A 17,260-nucleotide genomic window follows, 5' to 3' on the forward strand; every position below is an offset into this window, starting at 1 on the left:
GCTTTCCGGAGGGTCCAAGCCAAGGACTAAGGCAGGGAATTCAGCTATGCGACAGGTCACCCGCAAGGGCCTGATGACCGTGGCGGCCGCGACCGGCGTACTCGCCGCGACCGGAGGCTACGCACACGCCGACTCGGGTGCGAGCGGCGCCAGTTCCAACTCGCCCGGCGTGCTGTCGGGCAACACGGTGCAGGTACCGGTGCACGTGCCGGTCAACGTCTGCGGCAACACCGTGAACGTCGTCGGGTTGCTCAACCCGGCGATGGGCAACAAGTGCGTCAACGACGGCGGTGGATCGTCCGCCGGTGGGCACGGGGGCGGTGGTTCGCACTCGGGCGGCGGCTCCCACGCCGGCGGGCACGCGAGTGGCTCGCCGGGCGTCGGCTCCGGCAACCACGTCCAGGTGCCGATCGACGTGCCGGTCAACGCCTGTGGCAACAGCGTGAACGTGATCGGAGTCGGCAACCCGGCGATGGGCAACGACTGCGCGAACGGACACGGCGGCCACACCCACTATCCGCCCGGCGGCGGTCACCCGGGCCACCCCGGCCAGCCAGGTCACCCCGGTCACCCTGGGCACCCGGGATACCCCGGTCACCCGGGACAGCCCGGAAACCCGGGTCAGCCGGGGAACCCCGGCCACCCGGGGCAGCCCGGTCAGCCCGGGAACCCGGGGCAGCCTGGAAATCCTGGGCACCCCGGAAACCCCGGAAACCCCGGGCACCCCGGAACCCCGGGCACCCCGCCCGCCTCGCACCCCCACCACCCGGGGACGCAGAACGTCTCCCAGCCGCAGAGCCCCGCGCAGCTCGCCCACACCGGCAGTGACCTGCCGATCGGCGCGGTGATCCCGGCGGGCGCGGGCGCGCTGCTGGCGGGCGCCGTGCTCTACCGCCGGGCGCGCTCCGGGGCGTAGACCGGCAGGACAAGGCAGGTCCGGGCCGGGAACGGGCCGGGAACGGGCCGGGACAGGGGTGATCGCGACGCCACAGGCATCCCCTGTGGCGAAGCGACCGTAGCGGGCCCCGCACCGGCGGGGCCCGCCCCGTTTCAGCCGCTTTCGCTCACCACGTGGCACGCACCTGGCGGATGATCCGCCGGCGCAGCCGCACCTTGCGGCTGCCGTCGGGGTGCAGGCTGAGGCGGTCCAACTCCCAGTGTCCGTACTCCGCATGGTCCGTCAGCAGGCGTGTCGTCTCCTTGCGGGACACCCCGCGCGGCACGTACACGTCGACAAATTCGTATTCCGGCATCGCATCTATTGTGCGGGCAGAGGCCCTGTACGGATAGCGTCTGCACTATGTCTGATGCTGTGCAGCCCACCGCTGCCGAGGTACGCGCCGCCGCCGAGGCTGTCAAGATCGCGCTCGACCGCCACCTGGCCGCGGTCGAGCGCAGGTCGGGCGATGACGACCCGGCCGTCTATGAGGCGTTCAACGAGCTGGCCGCCGCGGCCGAGGAGTACGACGAGCTGCTCTACGACCGCTACGACGAGGTCACACCCTTCGAGATCCCCGGCAGCGACGACACGCTGCCGCCGTACACGGGGCCCGAGGAACCGAACGCGCTGAGCGTGCTGATCCGGCGGGACTACGCGGTGGTGGAGCCGCAGCGACTGCTGGCACAGGCCCAGCGGGTGGAGGCGGTGGAGGAGGACGGGGCGACCGCGGCCGTGGGCTTCGACGCGGCCTCCGGCACGGTGCACGGGGCGCTCGGCGTTCTGTTCGGCGAGTTCGAGCCGGACGAGATCGCCTCCCGGCACAAGGAGTTCGGTCTGGAGGAGGGCGACTCCACACTCTGGGTCACGGCCGCCGACGAACCCGCCGATCCCGGCGAGTGGCTGGAGACCCCCTTCGAGGCGATCGACCCGCAGCGGGTGGTCTGCCGCTTCGACGTCAGCGCGGTCTTCGACGACGAGCCGGACGAGGACGAGCTGGACGACGACCTCGCTCCGGACTCCGAGCTGGACGAGGACGGGGATCTGGAGCCGTTGGACGCCGATCGCTGAGAACCGCGTCACAGGATCGCCGAGCATCCCCTCGCGGGATCGCTGAGCACCGTGTCACAGGGAGGTGGCGGCCACCGGAAGTCCGGTGGCCGCCACCTCCCCGCGTAGGGGAGCCGTGTCCCTGGGCGGGGCTCAGCCCGCTGCCGGGACCTGCGCCTTGAGCAGGGCGGGCAGACGCGTGGTGCGTGGCTTCTGCGGGATCTCGGCCACCGCCCGCTGCAGTGCCTGCTCCACCCCGTGGACCACGGACAGATGGCGCTCGGCCCGGCCGAAGGCCGTGTAGACCCAGGGCCTGGTCAGGGCCGCCGCGGCGTCACCGGGGAGCACCACGACCGCGGCGGGCCAGCGCAGCCCGACCGCCTGGTGCGCCGTGAGCGCCCAGCCGTGCCGTACCGACTGCTCCACCCGCTCCTTGGGTACGACGACGGGGAGCCCCGAGCACGTCAGGTGCAGCCCGTCGGCGTCGGCCTTCACCACGTGTCCCACCGCCGTACGACCCGGAGCGGGGGAGTAGGCGACGCGGTCTTCGGGGTCGAAGCCGCCGAAGCGGCCGGGGCCCGGGTTCAGCCGCTCCTTGAGCGCGGTGTTCAGCGCGCGGGTGCCGACCGCGCCGCCGTGCCCCGGGGTGATCACCTGCGTCTGCTCGGCCGGGATGCCGATGGCGCGCGGCACCGAGTCCGCGACCAGCTGCACGGTCCGGTGCACCGCCTCGCCGGCGTCCCGCACGGGGACGATCACGACCTCCTTGCCGGGCGCCTCGACCTGGTTGAGCTCGCCGATGCCGACCCCGGAGACCAGCTCGCCGATGGGGCCGGGGTCCGGCGTCCTCGAGGCCACCTGCGGGCACACGCGGGCGGCGAGCAGGTCGGCGAAGACACGCCCCGGACCGGCCGACCACAGCACACCCGGGTCCCCGCTCAGCACCAGCCGCGCGCCGTCCGGCAGCGACTCGGCGAGCATCGCCGCCGTCTCGACGTCCAGCTGCGGTGCGTCCAGGACGATCAGGAGGTCCAGGTCGAAGGCGCCGTCCGCGTCCCGGCCCGGGCCCTCGGCGCCGGAGAGGAGTCCCGCGACGGTGGCGACCCCGGTGACCGGCCCGTCCTCGGCGTCGCCCGAGGGGCCGTCCGGCAGGTCGTAGCGCGCCGTCCGGACCGTGAAGCCGTCGCGGCCGCTCGGCGTGTGGGCGGCGGCCCAGCCGCGCAGACCGAGACCGCGCGCGGCGTGCAGCAGCGCCGCCGCCTCCGCCTGGGACGCGTCCCCGCCGGTGTGCAGGACCAGGCCGTGGCCCGCGACCGCCCGGATCAGCTCCGCGGCGGAGCGGGTGGCCGACGCGGCGGCCTGCTCCCACCCGTCGGCGGAGCCGTCGGCCTTCGGCACCGAGTTCATCACCCGGGCCAGTCCGTCGGCGAGGCTCTCCTCGGCCAGGGCGTACCGCTCCAGGCCGATGAGGACGCGGACCGGACGCTCCTCGGACTCCTCGGCGCCCTCTTCCTGGGCCGGGGGCGCGGGGTCGAGGGCGTCCTGGAAGACCAGCGCGTCGCCCTCGGCGAGGGTGCTCTGCACGGCCGCGTCCGGGTCCGGCACCGCGCGCTGGGCGAGCGCGGCGGTGAGCGCGGGGGCGTCGAGGGCGGTATGCCCGGCGAGGGCCGCCTGATCGAGGAGCCAGACGGTGACCGCCCGGCCGCGCCGCTCGTCGTCCGGGCGGCACTCCGCGCCGAGCAGCGCGCGGGCGAACCCGTCGGCCTGCTCGGGCCGCACCCCGGCGACCTGCAGCAGCTGCCAGGGGTCCTCGCGCAACTGCTCGTCCGCGCCCTCGCCGAGAGCCGCGAGGGCCCCCGGTGCGAGGGCGGCGGGTGCGCCGCCTTCGCTCAGTACGGCGCCTACGGCGGCGACGGCTTCCGGTGCGACCGTCACCGAGGTCCGGGCCGGGGCGGCCACCGGCTCCGGACGGCGCACGGGTTCCGGGGCGACCGTCCTGCGTGGCGTCGGCGCGGGGTCGCGGAAGGCGGTGGCCGCGGGCTTCTCGCCGCTCTCCACGGCCCGCACCGCCGCGAGCAGATCGGCGGCCGTCCCGCTGAGCTTGGCGCCGGCCTCGATCGGCCCCTGCCTCTCGGCCTTGCGCCGCTCGATCCGCTCCCGCTCCAGCCGCTGCGCCGCCAACTCCGCCGCGGCCTCGGACAACTTGGCCGCGTCCGCCGCGCCTTCGGTCTCCGTGCCGCCCTCGGCCGTGGTCCCCTCGCCCCCGGAAGACGTGGTGCCCGCGTCCGCTTCCGTGACCATGTCCGCATCCGTGTCCGCGGTCTGCGGGTCGTCGGTCGCTCCCGCGCCCGGCGTCCCCGGCTCTGCTTCCTCCGTGGTCTCGGGCTCCGTGCTCACAGCGTGCTCCAGTCGTGATCGGGATAGTGGTGCACCGGTGCCGACACATCGTCCAGCGCCCGGCAGATCTCGTCAGGAAGACTAAGGGTCTCCACTGACAACGCGGCCGTGAGCTGCTGCGCGTTGCGCGCGCCGACGATCGGGGCGGCGACGCCGGGCCGGTCGCGGACCCAGGCGAGGGCGACCTGCAACGGTGTGACCGCGAGGCCGTCCGCCGCTGTCGCCACCGCGTCCACGATGCCGCTCGCCGTGTCGTCCAGGTACGGCGCGACGAACGGCGCGAGGTGCTCCGAGCCGCCCCGGGAGTCCGACGGTGTGCCGCCCCGGTACTTCCCGGTGAGCACACCGCGCCCGAGCGGGGAGGACGGCAGCAGACCGATGCCCAGGTCGAGCGCCGCGGGCAGCACCTCCCGCTCCACGCCGCGCTGGAGCAGGGAGTACTCCAGCTGCGTACTGGCGATCCGGGTCCGTGTGCCGGGCGCCGCCAGCTGCCAGGTCGCCGCCTTGGCGAGCTGCCAGCCGCAGAAGTTGGACACCCCCGCGTACCGCGCGCGACCGCTGCTGACCGCGAGGTCGAGCGCCTGGAGGGTCTCGTCCAGCGGGGTGTCCGGGTCGAAGGCGTGCACATGCCACAGATCCACGTAGTCCGTGCCGAGGCGCTGCAGCGAGGCGTCGAGCGCCGACAGGAGATGCCCGCGCGAGCCGTCGAACCGCCGGTCCGGGTCGGGCACACTGCCCGCCTTGGTGGAAATGACCAGGTCGCGACGCGGCACGAGCCCTTCTATGAGCTGCCCGATCAGATACTCCGACTCCCCGTCCCCGTACACATCCGCGGTGTCGACGAGGTTCCCGCCCGCTTCCCAGAACACCTTCAACAGCTCCGCGGCGTCGTGCTCGTCGGTGTCCCGCCCCCAGGTGAGGGTGCCGAGTCCGATCCGGGACACACGCAGGCCGGTACGGCCGAGATGCCTCTGCTCCATGGACGCCGAGATTACTGGCCAAAACTCGCCTCGTGGGGACCCTGTGGACAACCTGGATGATCAGACCTGAACCCGTTCCCGCCGCCGCGCCCACCAGCGCGCTAGGGTCTCCGGCACAAGGGACGTTACTGATCGGTAAGGGGATCGGCCATGCAGCTCGGGATCAACCTCGGCTACTGGGGCGGCGGAATGGACGCGGACAATCTCGCCGTCGCCCAGGAGGCCGACCGACTGGGATACGCGGTGTGCTGGGCCGCCGAGGCCTACGGCTCGGACGCGGCCACCGTGCTCACCTGGGTCGCCGCCAAGACCGAACGCATCGACGTCGGCTCGGCGATCTTCCAGATCCCGGCCCGTCAGCCCGCGATGACCGCGATGACCGCCGCGACGCTCGACTCGCTCTCCGGCGGGCGCTTCCGCCTCGGCCTCGGCGTCTCCGGGCCGCAGGTCTCCGAGGGCTGGTACGGCGTCAAGTTCGACAAGCCGCTGGCCCGCACCCGCGAGTACGTCGAGATCGTACGCAAGGCGATGACCCGCGAGCGGCTGTCGTACGAGGGCGAGCACTGGACGCTGCCGCTGCCGGGCGGTCCGGGCAAGCCGATCAAACTGACGGTGCACCCGCAGCGCGAGCACATTCCGCTGTACATCGCCGCGATCGGCCCGAAGAACCTGGAGCAGACCGGTGAGATCGCCGACGGCGCCCTGCTGATCTTCCCCTCGGCCGAGCACATCGAGGACACCGCGCTCCGGCACCTGCGGGCGGGCCGCGAGAAGGCCGGCAAGACCATGGAGGGCTTCGACGTCTGTCCGACGCTGCCGCTCGCCGTAGGCGCCGACAAGGACGTGCCGGCGCTCGCCGACATGTTCCGCCCGTACACCGCGCTGTACGTGGGCGGCATGGGCAGCCGCAAGCAGAACTTCTACAACCAGCTCGCCCAGCGCATGGGGTACGAGAAGGAGGCCGCCGAGATCCAGGACAAGTACCTGTCCGGCGACAAGGAGGGCGCGGCCGCCGCCGTTCCGCACGCGCTCATCGACCAGACCACACTGCTCGGCTCCGTGGACCGCATCGCCGACCGGATGCGGGCCTACGCGGCGGCGGGTGTCACCACGCTCACGCTGTCGCCCGCCGGCTTCACGCTGGAGGACCGGATCGCCTCGCTCCGCGCCGGTTCGGACGCGCTGGAGCGGGCCGGTCTGGCGTAACGCGTCGGAAGCCCTTTTCGGAGGGGCGCAAGAAGTTCCGCGGCCGTGGTGGGGGCTCGGGGGTCTTCCCCGCCACGGCCGTCTCCGGGAACAACGCGCGGGCGCGCCCTGGGTTACGTGCCCGGGCCCGTTCCGCCGTCCTTCGTTCGGCGCATTTGTCCGACACATCGGTTGCCGGGCTGCCCGCATCCCATTTGACTCGTTTTCTGCGGACCCTGCAGAAAGGTGTCATAGATGCTTTCGGCCAAGAGTCTGTTCCAGGAGATCCTCGACAACGACGAGTCGTTCCGGCTCTTCTGCTCCATAGCCGCCAGCGGGGAGTCGCAGGGTGGCTGGGAGAACGCGCGCATCGCCGCCCTCGTCCCGCAGAGCGCACGCGAACTCGCCCCGAAGATCGCCCGGCACGGCGCCGACGAGGACAAGCACGGGCGGATCTTCCACGCCCTGATGAACAGGCGCGGCCTCGCACCGGCCGAGGTCCCGGCCGACACCGACTACACGATGCTCCTGGAACGGCACGGGATCGGCCTCGCCCACGACAAGCTGAAGAGCGAGCAGCGACTCACCGTGGAGGACATCGTCACCTACCTCGCCCACAGCAGGGTCACCGAGCAGCGTGCCTCCGAGCAGATGGAGCTGCTGCGCAGGCACTTCGGCGACCATCCCGGCATCGGGCGCGCGGTCCGGATGATCTCCCAGGACGAGGACAGGCACCTTGCCTACTGCCACGAGGAGCTGCTCCGCCTGGCGTCCGCCGGACACGGCCGGGCCATCCGGCGGACGCTGCGCGCGTGCGCGCTCGCCGAGATCCGCGTCTACCGGGACGTCAGTCTCGCGGTGATGGCCCACATGGGACGCATCCTCGGCTGGTCGAGGGCCAAGACGGCGACGCTCGCCGCCGCCATCCACGCCGTCTACGCTTGCGAGCGCGCCGCGGGCTGGCGCCGCATGGTCTCCCTGAAGATGCCGGAGCAGCGCAACGCCCTGGGCGACCCCGCGCCGCCCGCACCGGAGTTGGCGTGACCCGCGGCCGCGAGCCCTCCGTACGTCGAACACGTCACAGCCAGCCCCGCCGCTTGAAGAGGTGGTACAGCAGGAACTCCAGCGCCGCCATCGCCAGGATCACCGCCGGGTACGACCAGAGCCAGTGCAGCTCGGGCATGTGGTCGAAGTTCATGCCGTAGATGCCGGCGATCATCGTGGGGACCGCGGCCATGGCCGCCCATGCCGAGATCTTCCGCATGTCGTCGTTCTGGCGCACGCTCATCTGCGCGAGATGCGCCGAGAGAATGTCCGAGACGAGCCGGTCCAGGCTCTCCACCGACTCGTTCACACGGGCCAGGTGGTCGTTGACGTCGCGGAAGAAGGGGTGCGCCTTCTCGTTCACGAACGGCACCGGGGCGCCGGCGGTGCCCGAGCGCGAGAGCCGGGTCAGCGGAACGGTCAGTGGGCCCGTCGCCCGCCGGAACTCCAGGATCTGCCGCTTGAACGTGTAGATCCTGGACGCGGTGTGCCGCGAACCCCCGCCGCTCGGCGAGAAGACCTCCGCCTCCAGCCCCTCCAGGTCCGTCTGGAGCTCGGTCGCCACCCCCAGGTAGTGGTCGACCGTGGCGTCGGCGATCGAGTAGAGCGCCGCCGTCGGCCCCTGCCGCAGCATCTCGGGATCCGCCTCCAGCCGGCGGCGCACCTCCGCGAGAGGCGAGCACTCGCCGTGCCGGACGGTCACCACGAAGGAGTCCCCTATGAACACCATCACCTCACCGGTGGTGACGACATCGCTCTGCGCCTCGTACGCGACCGGCTTCAGGACCATGAACAGCGAGTCGTCGAACACCTCCAGCTTGGGCCGCTGATGCGCCTTGAGGGCGTCCTCGACGGCCAGCGGGTGCAGCCCGAACTCCTCGGTGACGAGGTCGAACTCCTGCTCCGTCGGCTCGTACAGCCCGATCCAGACGAACGCGTCGCCCTCGGCGCGCGCCAGGGCCAGAGCGTCGGAGAGGTCCTCGGGGCCCTCCGTCCGACGCCCGTCGTGGTACACGGCGCAGTCGACGATCACGGAGCGTATTCTCCCGTCGTCCGGCCGGCACCGCACTCCGGCCGCCGTTGTCCACAGGCCCCGCCGGCTCCCCGAGCCACCCGTTTACGCTGGGCCGCATGCCCACCCTGATTCTCGTACGGCACGGACGTTCGACCGCCAACACCGCTGGGCTGCTCGCGGGCTGGACGCCGGGCGTCGCCCTCGACGCGCGCGGCGCTCAGCAGGCCGCGGCGCTGCCCGGGCGGCTCGCCGCGCTGCCGATCTCCGAAGTCGTCACCAGCCCCCTGCAGCGCTGCCAGGAGACCGTGCAGCCGCTGCTCGACGCCCGCCCCGAGCTGCGCGTGCACACCGACGAGCGGATCGGCGAGGCGCACTACGGGGACTGGTCCGGCCGCAAGCTCGCCGAGCTGAAGGACGAGCCGCTGATGGAGGTCGTACAGGCGCATCCGTCCGCGGCCGCGTTCCCCGGCGGAGAATCGATGCGGGCCATGCAGACCCGGGCCGCCGAAGCGGTGCGGGAGTGGAACGCGCGCGTGGAGCGCGATCACGGCGGCGACGCCGTATATGTGATGTGCTCTCACGGCGACATCATCAAATCCCTCGTCGCGGACGCACTCGGACTTCATCTCGACCTCTTCCAGCGGATCTCTGTAGAACCGTGTTCCATCACCGCGATCCGTTACACACGACTGCGTCCCTTCCTCGTCCGCCTCGGGGACACGGGCGACCTCGCCTCCTTGGCGCCGCGCGAGGAGCCCCCGAGCGGGGACGCACCGGTCGGGGGCGGTGCGGGCGCACCGTGATCGTCGGCCGCAGTAGGGTGAAGCGGTTGAAGCAGCGCAAGTAGTCGTCAGCAAGTTGTCAGCAGCCGATGCGGACCCAGGCAGTCAGCCGGTCCACATGCCGATTCCAATGGAGACAGGACGTGTCCCGTCAGGTGTTCCTCTACGACCCCCCGGACCGTTTCGTCGCCGGTACGGTCGGGTTGCCCGGGCGCCGTACCTTCTTCCTGCAGGCCTCCTCAGGCCCCCGGGTGACCAGCGTCGCCCTGGAGAAGACCCAGGTCGCCGCGCTCGCCGAGCGCATGGACGAGCTCCTCGACGAGGTCGTACGGCGCACCGGCGGCAGCGCCCCCGTCCCGGCCATGGCCCCCACCGAGGTGTCCGACACCGCCCCTCTCGACACCCCGGTGGAGGAGGAGTTCCGGGTCGGCACGATGGCGCTGGCCTGGGACGGTGAGGAACAGCGCATGATCGTCGAGGCGCAGGCCCTCGTCGAGCTCGACGCCGACACCGACGAGGACCTCGCCGAGGCCGAGGAAAGGTTGCTCCAGGACGAGGAGAACGGTCCGCCGATGCTCCGCGTCCGGCTCACCGGTGCGCAGGCCAGGGCCTTCGCCAAGCGGGCCCTCGACGTCGTCAACGCGGGCCGGCCGCCCTGCCCGCTGTGCAGCCTCCCGCTCGACCCGGAAGGACACGTATGTCCGCGACAGAACGGATACCGCCGCGGAGCGTGACCACGGCCGAGCTGCTCGCCCTGGGCGAGCTGAAGGTGCGCGGACGGATCCGTGAGGCGTCGAACGCGGTGCTGTACTGCTCCGTGTCGTACGAGGGCCGGGACGCGTTCTGCGTCTACAAGCCGGTCGCCGGGGAGCGGCCCCTGTGGGACTTCCCCGACGGGACCCTCGCCCAGCGTGAGGTGGCCGCGTACGAGGTCTCCGAGGCCACCGGCTGGGGGCTGGTTCCCACCACCGTGCTGCGAGAGGGGCCCTACGGCGAGGGCATGTGCCAGCTGTGGGTCGAGGCCTTGCCCGAGGCGGACGGGGACGGGCTGCTGGCCCTGGTGGAGGGCGAGGAGCCCGCGGAGGGCTGGAAGGCCGTCGGCCTGGCCGAGGTCGGCGAGGGGGAGACGGCGCTGCTCGTGCACGCCGACGACGTCCGGCTGCGGCGGCTCGCCGTGCTCGACGCCGTGATCAACAACGCGGACCGCAAGGGCGGGCATCTGCTGCCCGCCGGTGAGGGTCGGTTGTACGGCATCGACCACGGGGTCACCTTCAACGCCGAGAACAAGCTGCGCACGCTGCTGTGGGGCTGGGCGGGAGAGTCGCTGACGCCTGAGGCGGTCGAGGTCCTCACCTCCCTGCGGGACGGCCTGGCGCCGGGCGCGCCGCTCGCCACCCGGTTGGCCGAACTCATCACCACGGCTGAGATCGACGCCACACGGGCGCGTGTGGAGGCGATGCTCTCGTCGGGGAAGCACCCGGAGCCGAGCGGGGAGTGGCCGGCGATCCCCTGGCCACCGGTGTAGGCACCCCCGGCCCCGTAGGACCGGGTGACGCACATCGCCGGGCGTTGCGCAAGAGGGTGTTCTTCGTCATCACGGCTGGTCCGGGTCGTATACGGAAGTTCCGTCCGGTTAGGCTCATGACATGCATGCCTGGCCCGCTTCTGAGGTCCCCGCCCTGCCTGGTGAGGGCCGCGACCTCCAGATCCACGACACCGCGACCGGTGGTCTCGTCGCACTTGACCCCGGTCCCGTCGCCCGTATCTACGTCTGCGGCATCACGCCGTACGACGCGACCCACATGGGTCACGCGGCGACCTACAACGCGTTCGACCTCGTTCAGCGCGTGTGGCTCGACACCAAGCGGCAGGTTCACTACGTCCAGAACGTGACCGACGTCGACGACCCGCTCCTGGAGCGGGCGGAGCGCGACGGCGTCGACTGGGTGGGACTCGCCGAGCAGGAGACCGCCCTCTTCCGTGAGGACATGACCGCCCTGCGGATGCTGCCGCCGCGGCACTACATAGGCGCCGTCGAGGCGATACCCGGCATCGTGCCGCTCGTCGAGCGGCTGCGGGACGCGGGCGCGGCGTACGAACTCGAAGGGGACGTCTACTTCTCCGTCGAGTCCGACCCCAACTTCGGCAAGGTGTCCAACCTGGACGCCGCCGCCATGCGCCTGCTCTCCGCCGAGCGGGGCGGCGACCCGGACCGTCCGGGCAAGAAGAACCCGCTCGACCCGATGCTCTGGATGGCGGCGCGGGAGGGAGAGCCCAGCTGGGACGGGGGCTCGCTCGGCCAAGGCCGGCCCGGCTGGCACATCGAGTGTGTCGCCATCGCCCTCGACCACCTCGGGATGGGCTTCGACGTCCAGGGCGGCGGCTCCGACCTCGCCTTCCCGCACCACGAGATGGGCGCCTCGCACGCCCAGGTGCTCACCGGTGAGTTCCCGATGGCCAAGGCGTACGTGCACGCCGGCATGGTCGCGCTCGACGGCGAGAAGATGTCGAAGTCCAAGGGCAACCTGGTCTTCGTGTCGAAGCTCCGGCGCGACGGCGTCGACCCGGCCGCCATCCGCCTCGCCCTCCTCGCGCACCACTACCGCGCCGACTGGGAGTGGACGGACACCGTCCTCGCGGACGCGGTCGCCCGTCTGGAGAACTGGCGGGCAGCGGTGTCGCGGCCCGACGGGCCGTCCGCCGAGGCGCTGGTCGAGGAGATCCGCGAGGCCCTCGCCCATGACCTGGACGCACCGGCCGCGCTCGCCGCGGTCGACCGCTGGGCGGCGCTCCAGCGCGAGGCGGGCGGTACGGACGAGGGCGCCCCCGGCGTCGTCTCGCGCACCGTGGACGCCCTGCTGGGCGTAGCCCTGTAGTACTTCCTCACCTGTGGGGGCGCCGGGCAGTCGTACTGCCCGGCGCCCCCTTCGTTCTCAGGGCGTCACTTGTTCACGATGACGGCCTGTACGGCGTTGCTGTTGGCGTCGTAGACGCCGATGACCTGCTGCCCGTAGGCGAAGGCCTGCTGGACCTCGTCGTGGGTGACCTGGTTGGGGTTCACCAGGGGGCGCCAGGTGTTGTCGATGAACAGGTAGAGGATCGACGGCTGGCCCGGGAGCGGCGTGACCACGTCCCAGAAGTGCTGGGCGATCCCGCTCGTCAGGGCCTGTGTCTGTTGCTGCTGCCCGCTGAGCTGCTGCAGCAGCTGCTGGAACGGCTGCTGCTGACCCATCTGCTGGAGCTGCTGCTGGAGCTGCTGCGGGATCTGCGGTTGCGGGTTCTGGTACTGCGGGTTCTGGTGCTGCGGAATCTGCAGCTGCGGGTTCTGGTGCTGTGGGATCTGCTGCTGGCCGAACGGCTGCTGGATCTGCTGTCCGAAGGCCATGGGCTGCTGTCCGAACTGTCCGAACTGCTGGGGCGGCGCCGTGCTCGGTCCCTGCTGCCCCTGCTGGATGCCCTGCTGGTGTCCTTGCTGCTGACTCATCTGCGGGGTGGTGCTCATACGGGTGCCACCTTCCGTGAATCATCGAATCGTTGACTTTGCGGGTACGTCCTCGGGTGGATCTCGGACACGTCAGCCCGTGACGACCAGGCCGACGATCTCGTCGTCCGAGAACCAGACCCGTACGTCGGGCCGTCCGCCCGCGAAGGCGGAGTGCACCGCCTGACGGATCTCGGAGGAGGGGTTGTTGAGGTTGCGCCAGTCACCCGCCACGAACAGCCGGAGCCTGGGCGGGAGTTCGCGCGGGTACGGCAGCAGCTCGTCCCAGTACCGTTCGGCCTGGCCCGAGCCGACGGCATCCGGCAGCAGACGGGCGACCGCCGCCTTGATGTCCGGCCGGCTGCCGATCCGCTGGGAGGCGGGCCGGCCCGGTGCGTCCTGCTGCGGGGAGCCGCTGGCCCGCAGCACCGCGCGGGCACGCTCGGGGGACATCGGTTCCTGGGCCGCCGCCTTGAGCATGCCCTGCAGCGCGGCCAGGGCGCCGACCACCACCGGGGAGGCGGAGGAGGTCCCGGAGAACGTGTCCGTGTACCAGCCGATCTCCTCGGCACCGCCCTGCAGATCGCCGGGCCGGTCCCAGAAGCCGCCGGTGGTCGTGACCTCACGCCCCCAGCCCTGTGCGTCCACCCGTGCCCCGTAGTTGGAGAACGCGAGGCGGGAGCGGTCCGGGCCGTGATCGCGGCCGTGCGTGCCGGGCGGTGGTGCGCCCGCGCCGACCAGCACCGCGCCGGAGGACGGGTTGGCGGGGTTGAAGGGGTTGCGCCACCACGCGGGGAATTCGGCGGGGCGACGCTCGTACACCGCGTCGTCGAGCGACTCGGCGCCGTTGCCCGCGGCCGCCACGACGAGGACGCCCTTGGCGGTCGCGTACCGGATGGCCGCGTAGTTGTCCGGCCACCACTCGATCGTGATGTAACCCCGCTGGTCGTCGCGCTCCTCGAAGTCGAACCGCGGCCCTGGAGCGTGCAGTTCGACCAGGAGGATGTCGCCGGGGCCCAGCCGGTCGGCCGCCGCGTGGATCGCGGCCGCCGTACCCATGCCCTGGAAGGACGCGGCCGCGGTCACCGCGTCCGGCGCGATGCCGGTGATCCCGCGTTCGTCGCGGTCGCCGCCGATCACCCCGATGACGGCGGTGCCGTGGTTGCGCCAGGCGAGGTCCGTCAGCGGGGTGCCGACGACCACGCCCGCGAGTTTCGCGGTCAGGTCCTCGTGGCCCAGCTGCCAGGCCCCCTCCACATCGATCACCGTCACGCCCTGGCCCGTACCGCCGGGCCGCTGCCAGGCCCAGTACGCGTCGATGCCCTCGGGTGCCGGCCGTAGATAGCCCTGACGGCTGGTGAAGTCCGGGGTGACCGGCGCGCCTTCCTTCGTCCGCCGGCCGTCGTCCGCGCTCGCTGAGCCGTTCGCGCTGCGCCCGACCGACCCCACCGAGGCGGGGACGGCGCCGGGCTTCACGTAGGCCGTGTCGATCCCCGGTAGCGCGGCGATCCGGGAACGCAGTTCCTGGGCGCGGCTCTCGACGCCGCGCACCCGGTAGAAGAGCGCGAGGTCGGGTCCGTCCCCGCCGCCCGCCGCCGCGGACTGCCGCAGGCGGTCCTCGCCGCCGAACAGCGGCTCCAGGGCGAGCTGTTCGTCACTGAGGAACATGTTGAGGGCCGATACGTCCGAGCCCGCCGCCGAGCGGACGCCCTCGGCCACGGCACGCAACCGGGCCTCGGGGCGTGCGACGACGATCAGCTCCTGCTCGGCTCCCCGGTAGGTGAACCCCGCTCCGTCGGGTCCCGGCCCGGCTGTTCCCGGGCCCTGTGTCGGCTGTACCTGGTCGGTCATCGCGTACCGCTCCTCTCGGTTCGGTCCTGCGGGTGCTGCCATGTCCCGTCCCCGGGCCGCGCCTTCGGGGCACAACCTGGCACGCCCACGGCGACTCGTCCACCCCGTCTTCGCCAACTCGGTTTGAAAACAAGTTGAATGGGGAAACCTGTGCAATCCGGCCTGAAACAGATGTCACGCAGCAAACCGGCCAAAGGCTGTGGAGTCGGGGGTCATGTGGTGGGGTGGCAGGGGCAGTTGACCGATGGACCGGTCGACTCCCGGCCTTGCCCAATAGAGCGCACCGTGACATCCACGCACCGATCGTTCCCGGGCCGTCTCAGCCGCCGAAGACCGCTCTCCGCCGGTGCCGCGACCGCCGGCGCCGCGCTCGCCGGCTGCTCGGCCGGCCCGGCCTGGGCAGCGGGGAAGCCGATACCCACCCGTCACGCATCTGCCGAACGGCATCCGCCCGGAGGGCATCACCGTCGGCGGCGGCCCGTACGCCTGCCTCGAATCGATCGCCGACGGTTCGGTCCACCACGCCGATCTGCGCACCGGACAGGGCCGGACCATCGCCCCGGGGCCGGGCACGGCGGCGGCCGGGCTGAAACTCGACGGCCGGGGGCGGCCGACGTCGCACGGCTCCCCCGGTCCGATCCGGCGGCTCAGTCCTCCGAAGAGTCCTCGTCGTCGGTACCGGTCTCCGGCCGCGGGGACTTCGGAGGCTTCGGACGACCGCCGGGGTTGTCCCGCAGATACGAGGAACTGTCGCTGCCGTCGGCCGTGGCGTGCCCGCCCGGGGCCGGGCCCGCCGGGCCGCCGCCGTCGCGCCGCCGCAGATAGCGCTCGAACTCGCGTGCGATCGCCTCGCCCGACGCCTCCGGCAGCTCCGCGGTGTCCCGGGCCTCCTCCAGCGTCTGCACGTACTCGGCGACCTCGCTGTCCTCGGCGGCCAGCTGGTCCACGCCCAGCTGCCAGGCCCGCGCGTCCTCGGCCAGCTCGCCCAACGGGATCCGCAGGTCGATCAGGTCCTCCAGACGGTTGAGGAGGGCCAGCGTCGCCTTCGGGTTCGGCGGCTGCGACACATAGTGCGGTACGGCCGCCCACAGGGACACCGCCGGTACGCCCGCGTGCGTGCACGCCTCCTGGAGGATGCCGACGATGCCCGTGGGGCCCTCGTACTTGGTCTCCTCCAGGTCCATCGTGCGGGCCAGGTCCGGGTCGGAGGTGACCCCGCTGACCGGTACCGGACGGGTGTGCGGGGTGTCACCGAGCAGTGCGCCCAGGATCACCACCAGCTCCACGCCCAGCTCGTGCGCGAAGCCGAGCAGTTCGTTGCAGAACGAGCGCCACCGCATCGACGGCTCGATCCCGCGGACCAGCACGAGGTCGCGCGGCTTCTCGCCGCCGACCCGGACCACCGACAGGCGGGTGGTCGGCCAGGTGATCTTGCGGACCCCGCCGTCCAGCCACACCGTGGGACGGTTCACTTGGAAGTCGTAGTAGTCCTCGGCGTCCAGCGCCGCGAACACCTCGCCCTTCCACTCTCTGTCGAGATGCGCGACCGCGGTGGAGGCGGCGTCGCCGGCGTCGTTCCAGCCCTCGAACGCGGCCACCATGACCGGGTCGATCAGCTCGGGAACCCCCTCGAGCTCGATCACCCAGCGCCTCCTTCCGACGTGCCCCTTACGTACGCCCCAACCTTACGGCGTGCCCAGGGGACCTCCGCAGCCCCCTTGCACGGGGGAGTGAACGGATCACTGCCCCGCCGAGGGGTCGGAAACACTCGTGATCGCCGGCGTGAACCGCCCCCGAGTCATCCGAGCTGTACCTACAGCGTGCTGCGCAGCCACTGCTCCACGCTCGCGATGTGCACCGTGGCCCACGAGCGGGCCGCCTCCGCGTCGCGGTCCCGCAGGGCGGACAGGATCGCCCGGTGCTCGTGCAGGGTGCGGCTGACCGCGTCCTCCTGGGTGAGACCGCGCCAGATCCGGGCCCGGGTGGTGGGCCCGGAGAGACCGTCCAGCAGCGAGCACAGGACCGAGTTCCCGGAGGTCTGCACGATGCCCCGGTGGAACTCCAGGTCGCAGGCGACGAGTTCCTCCACCGAGGGGGCGGCGCCCAGCACGTCCAGCTGCGAGGTGAGGGCCTGCAGTTGCTGCTCGCTGATCCTGGACGCGGCCATCGCCGTGGCCGCGGGCTCCAGGATCCGGCGGACGGCGAGGAACTCGAGCACCGTGTCGTCCCGGTGGAAGTCGACGACGAAGCTCAGCGCCTCCAGGAGGAGCTGGGGGTCCAGGCTGGTGACGTACGTGCCGTCGCCCTGCCGTACGTCCAGGATGCGGATCAGCGAGAGCGCGCGTACCGCCTCCCGCAGGGAGTTCCGGGACAGGCCGAGGTCGGCGGCGAGCTCGCTCTCCTTGGGGAGCCGGTCGCCGGGGCGCAGTGTGCCGGAGACGATCATGTCCTTGATCTTCTCGATCGCCTCATCGGTGACTGCCATGGCGGACCTCCCTGTCACTCCGGATGTCGCTGAGTCATCCGATGTCTGTGGCC

Annotated in this window: 16 protein-coding genes; 8 read left to right on the forward strand and 8 right to left on the reverse strand. The window is 72.0% G+C overall.

Going from position 1 to position 17,260, the window contains the following annotated elements; genetic code table 11:
* Positions 1 to 46: 46 nt before the first annotated feature.
* On the forward strand, positions 47 to 916 hold the full coding sequence (locus OG819_RS58615) for a chaplin family protein (RefSeq protein ID WP_323139363.1): 870 nt from the start codon (positions 47 to 49) through the stop codon (positions 914 to 916).
* 148 nt (positions 917 to 1,064) lie between these two features.
* On the opposite strand, the gene OG819_RS26255 is transcribed toward OG819_RS58615, so the two are convergent.
* Positions 1,065 to 1,253 (reverse strand): DUF5703 family protein, encoded by a 189-nt coding sequence (locus tag OG819_RS26255; RefSeq protein ID WP_054231126.1) that lies wholly within the window; start codon positions 1,251 to 1,253, stop codon positions 1,065 to 1,067.
* Between the two features lie 47 nt (positions 1,254 to 1,300).
* Between OG819_RS26255 and OG819_RS26260 the strand changes: the two genes are divergently transcribed.
* Positions 1,301 to 2,008 carry a hypothetical protein gene (locus OG819_RS26260; protein WP_266623445.1) on the forward strand — a complete coding sequence of 236 codons (708 nt, stop codon included), beginning with the start codon at positions 1,301 to 1,303 and terminating at the stop codon, positions 2,006 to 2,008.
* Positions 2,009 to 2,140: 132 nt separating this feature from the next.
* On the opposite strand, the gene OG819_RS26265 is transcribed toward OG819_RS26260, so the two are convergent.
* A complete protein-coding gene (locus OG819_RS26265) occupies positions 2,141 to 4,384 on the reverse strand; it encodes a helix-hairpin-helix domain-containing protein (RefSeq protein WP_266651304.1) in 2,244 nt (747 codons plus the stop codon).
* Positions 4,381 to 5,364: an aldo/keto reductase gene (locus OG819_RS26270; RefSeq protein ID WP_266623442.1), complete on the reverse strand. Its 984-nt coding sequence runs from the start codon at positions 5,362 to 5,364 to the stop codon at positions 4,381 to 4,383. Before OG819_RS26270 ends, OG819_RS26265 begins: the two co-directional genes overlap by 4 nt.
* Before the next feature lie 150 nt (positions 5,365 to 5,514).
* Between OG819_RS26270 and OG819_RS26275 the strand changes: the two genes are divergently transcribed.
* Positions 5,515 to 6,570, forward strand: coding sequence for an LLM class F420-dependent oxidoreductase (locus tag OG819_RS26275; protein ID WP_266623441.1), 1,056 nt, complete (start codon positions 5,515 to 5,517; stop codon positions 6,568 to 6,570).
* A 234-nt stretch (positions 6,571 to 6,804) separates the two neighbouring features.
* A complete protein-coding gene (locus tag OG819_RS26280; RefSeq protein ID WP_266651305.1) occupies positions 6,805 to 7,593 on the forward strand; it encodes a ferritin-like domain-containing protein in 789 nt (262 codons plus the stop codon).
* 34 nt (positions 7,594 to 7,627) lie between these two features.
* Here the strand turns inward: OG819_RS26280 and corA are convergent, their stop codons facing one another.
* Positions 7,628 to 8,626 carry a magnesium/cobalt transporter CorA gene (gene corA, locus OG819_RS26285; protein WP_266623438.1) on the reverse strand — a complete coding sequence of 333 codons (999 nt, stop codon included), beginning with the start codon at positions 8,624 to 8,626 and terminating at the stop codon, positions 7,628 to 7,630.
* Between the two features lie 98 nt (positions 8,627 to 8,724).
* On the opposite strand from corA, the gene OG819_RS26290 reads away from it, so the two are divergent.
* From OG819_RS26290 to mshC, 4 genes are all read left to right on the forward strand, one after another.
* Positions 8,725 to 9,411 (forward strand): histidine phosphatase family protein, encoded by a 687-nt coding sequence (locus OG819_RS26290; RefSeq protein ID WP_266581354.1) that lies wholly within the window; start codon positions 8,725 to 8,727, stop codon positions 9,409 to 9,411.
* A 122-nt stretch (positions 9,412 to 9,533) separates the two neighbouring features.
* Positions 9,534 to 10,124, forward strand: coding sequence for a DUF3090 domain-containing protein (locus tag OG819_RS26295; protein WP_266415881.1), 591 nt, complete (start codon positions 9,534 to 9,536; stop codon positions 10,122 to 10,124).
* Positions 10,088 to 10,915, forward strand: coding sequence for an SCO1664 family protein (locus OG819_RS26300; RefSeq protein ID WP_266651306.1), 828 nt, complete (start codon positions 10,088 to 10,090; stop codon positions 10,913 to 10,915). Before OG819_RS26295 ends, OG819_RS26300 begins: the two co-directional genes overlap by 37 nt.
* Before the next feature lie 121 nt (positions 10,916 to 11,036).
* Positions 11,037 to 12,266 carry a cysteine--1-D-myo-inosityl 2-amino-2-deoxy-alpha-D-glucopyranoside ligase gene (gene mshC / locus OG819_RS26305; protein ID WP_266651307.1) on the forward strand — a complete coding sequence of 410 codons (1,230 nt, stop codon included), beginning with the start codon at positions 11,037 to 11,039 and terminating at the stop codon, positions 12,264 to 12,266.
* A 65-nt stretch (positions 12,267 to 12,331) separates the two neighbouring features.
* On the opposite strand, the gene OG819_RS26310 is transcribed toward mshC, so the two are convergent.
* The 4 genes from OG819_RS26310 to OG819_RS26325 all read right to left on the reverse strand — a co-directional run bounded on the left by OG819_RS26310 (position 12,332) and on the right by OG819_RS26325 (position 17,207).
* Positions 12,332 to 12,892, reverse strand: a complete 561-nt coding sequence (locus OG819_RS26310) for a hypothetical protein (protein ID WP_266651308.1) — start codon at positions 12,890 to 12,892, stop codon at positions 12,332 to 12,334.
* Between the two features lie 72 nt (positions 12,893 to 12,964).
* Complete coding sequence (locus OG819_RS26315) at positions 12,965 to 14,722, reverse strand: S8 family peptidase (protein WP_266651309.1); 1,758 nt, start codon at positions 14,720 to 14,722, stop codon at positions 12,965 to 12,967.
* A 647-nt stretch (positions 14,723 to 15,369) separates the two neighbouring features.
* Entirely contained in the window at positions 15,370 to 16,365 is a 996-nt protein-coding gene (locus OG819_RS26320; RefSeq protein WP_266415891.1) for a PAC2 family protein, read from the reverse strand.
* 170 nt (positions 16,366 to 16,535) lie between these two features.
* Positions 16,536 to 17,207: a FadR/GntR family transcriptional regulator gene (locus tag OG819_RS26325; RefSeq protein ID WP_266623428.1), complete on the reverse strand. Its 672-nt coding sequence runs from the start codon at positions 17,205 to 17,207 to the stop codon at positions 16,536 to 16,538.
* Positions 17,208 to 17,260: the final 53 nt, after the last annotated feature.

The sequence above is a fragment of the Streptomyces sp. NBC_01549 genome, from assembly GCF_026339955.1.
In the GTDB taxonomy this organism is placed as follows: domain Bacteria; phylum Actinomycetota; class Actinomycetes; order Streptomycetales; family Streptomycetaceae; genus Streptomyces.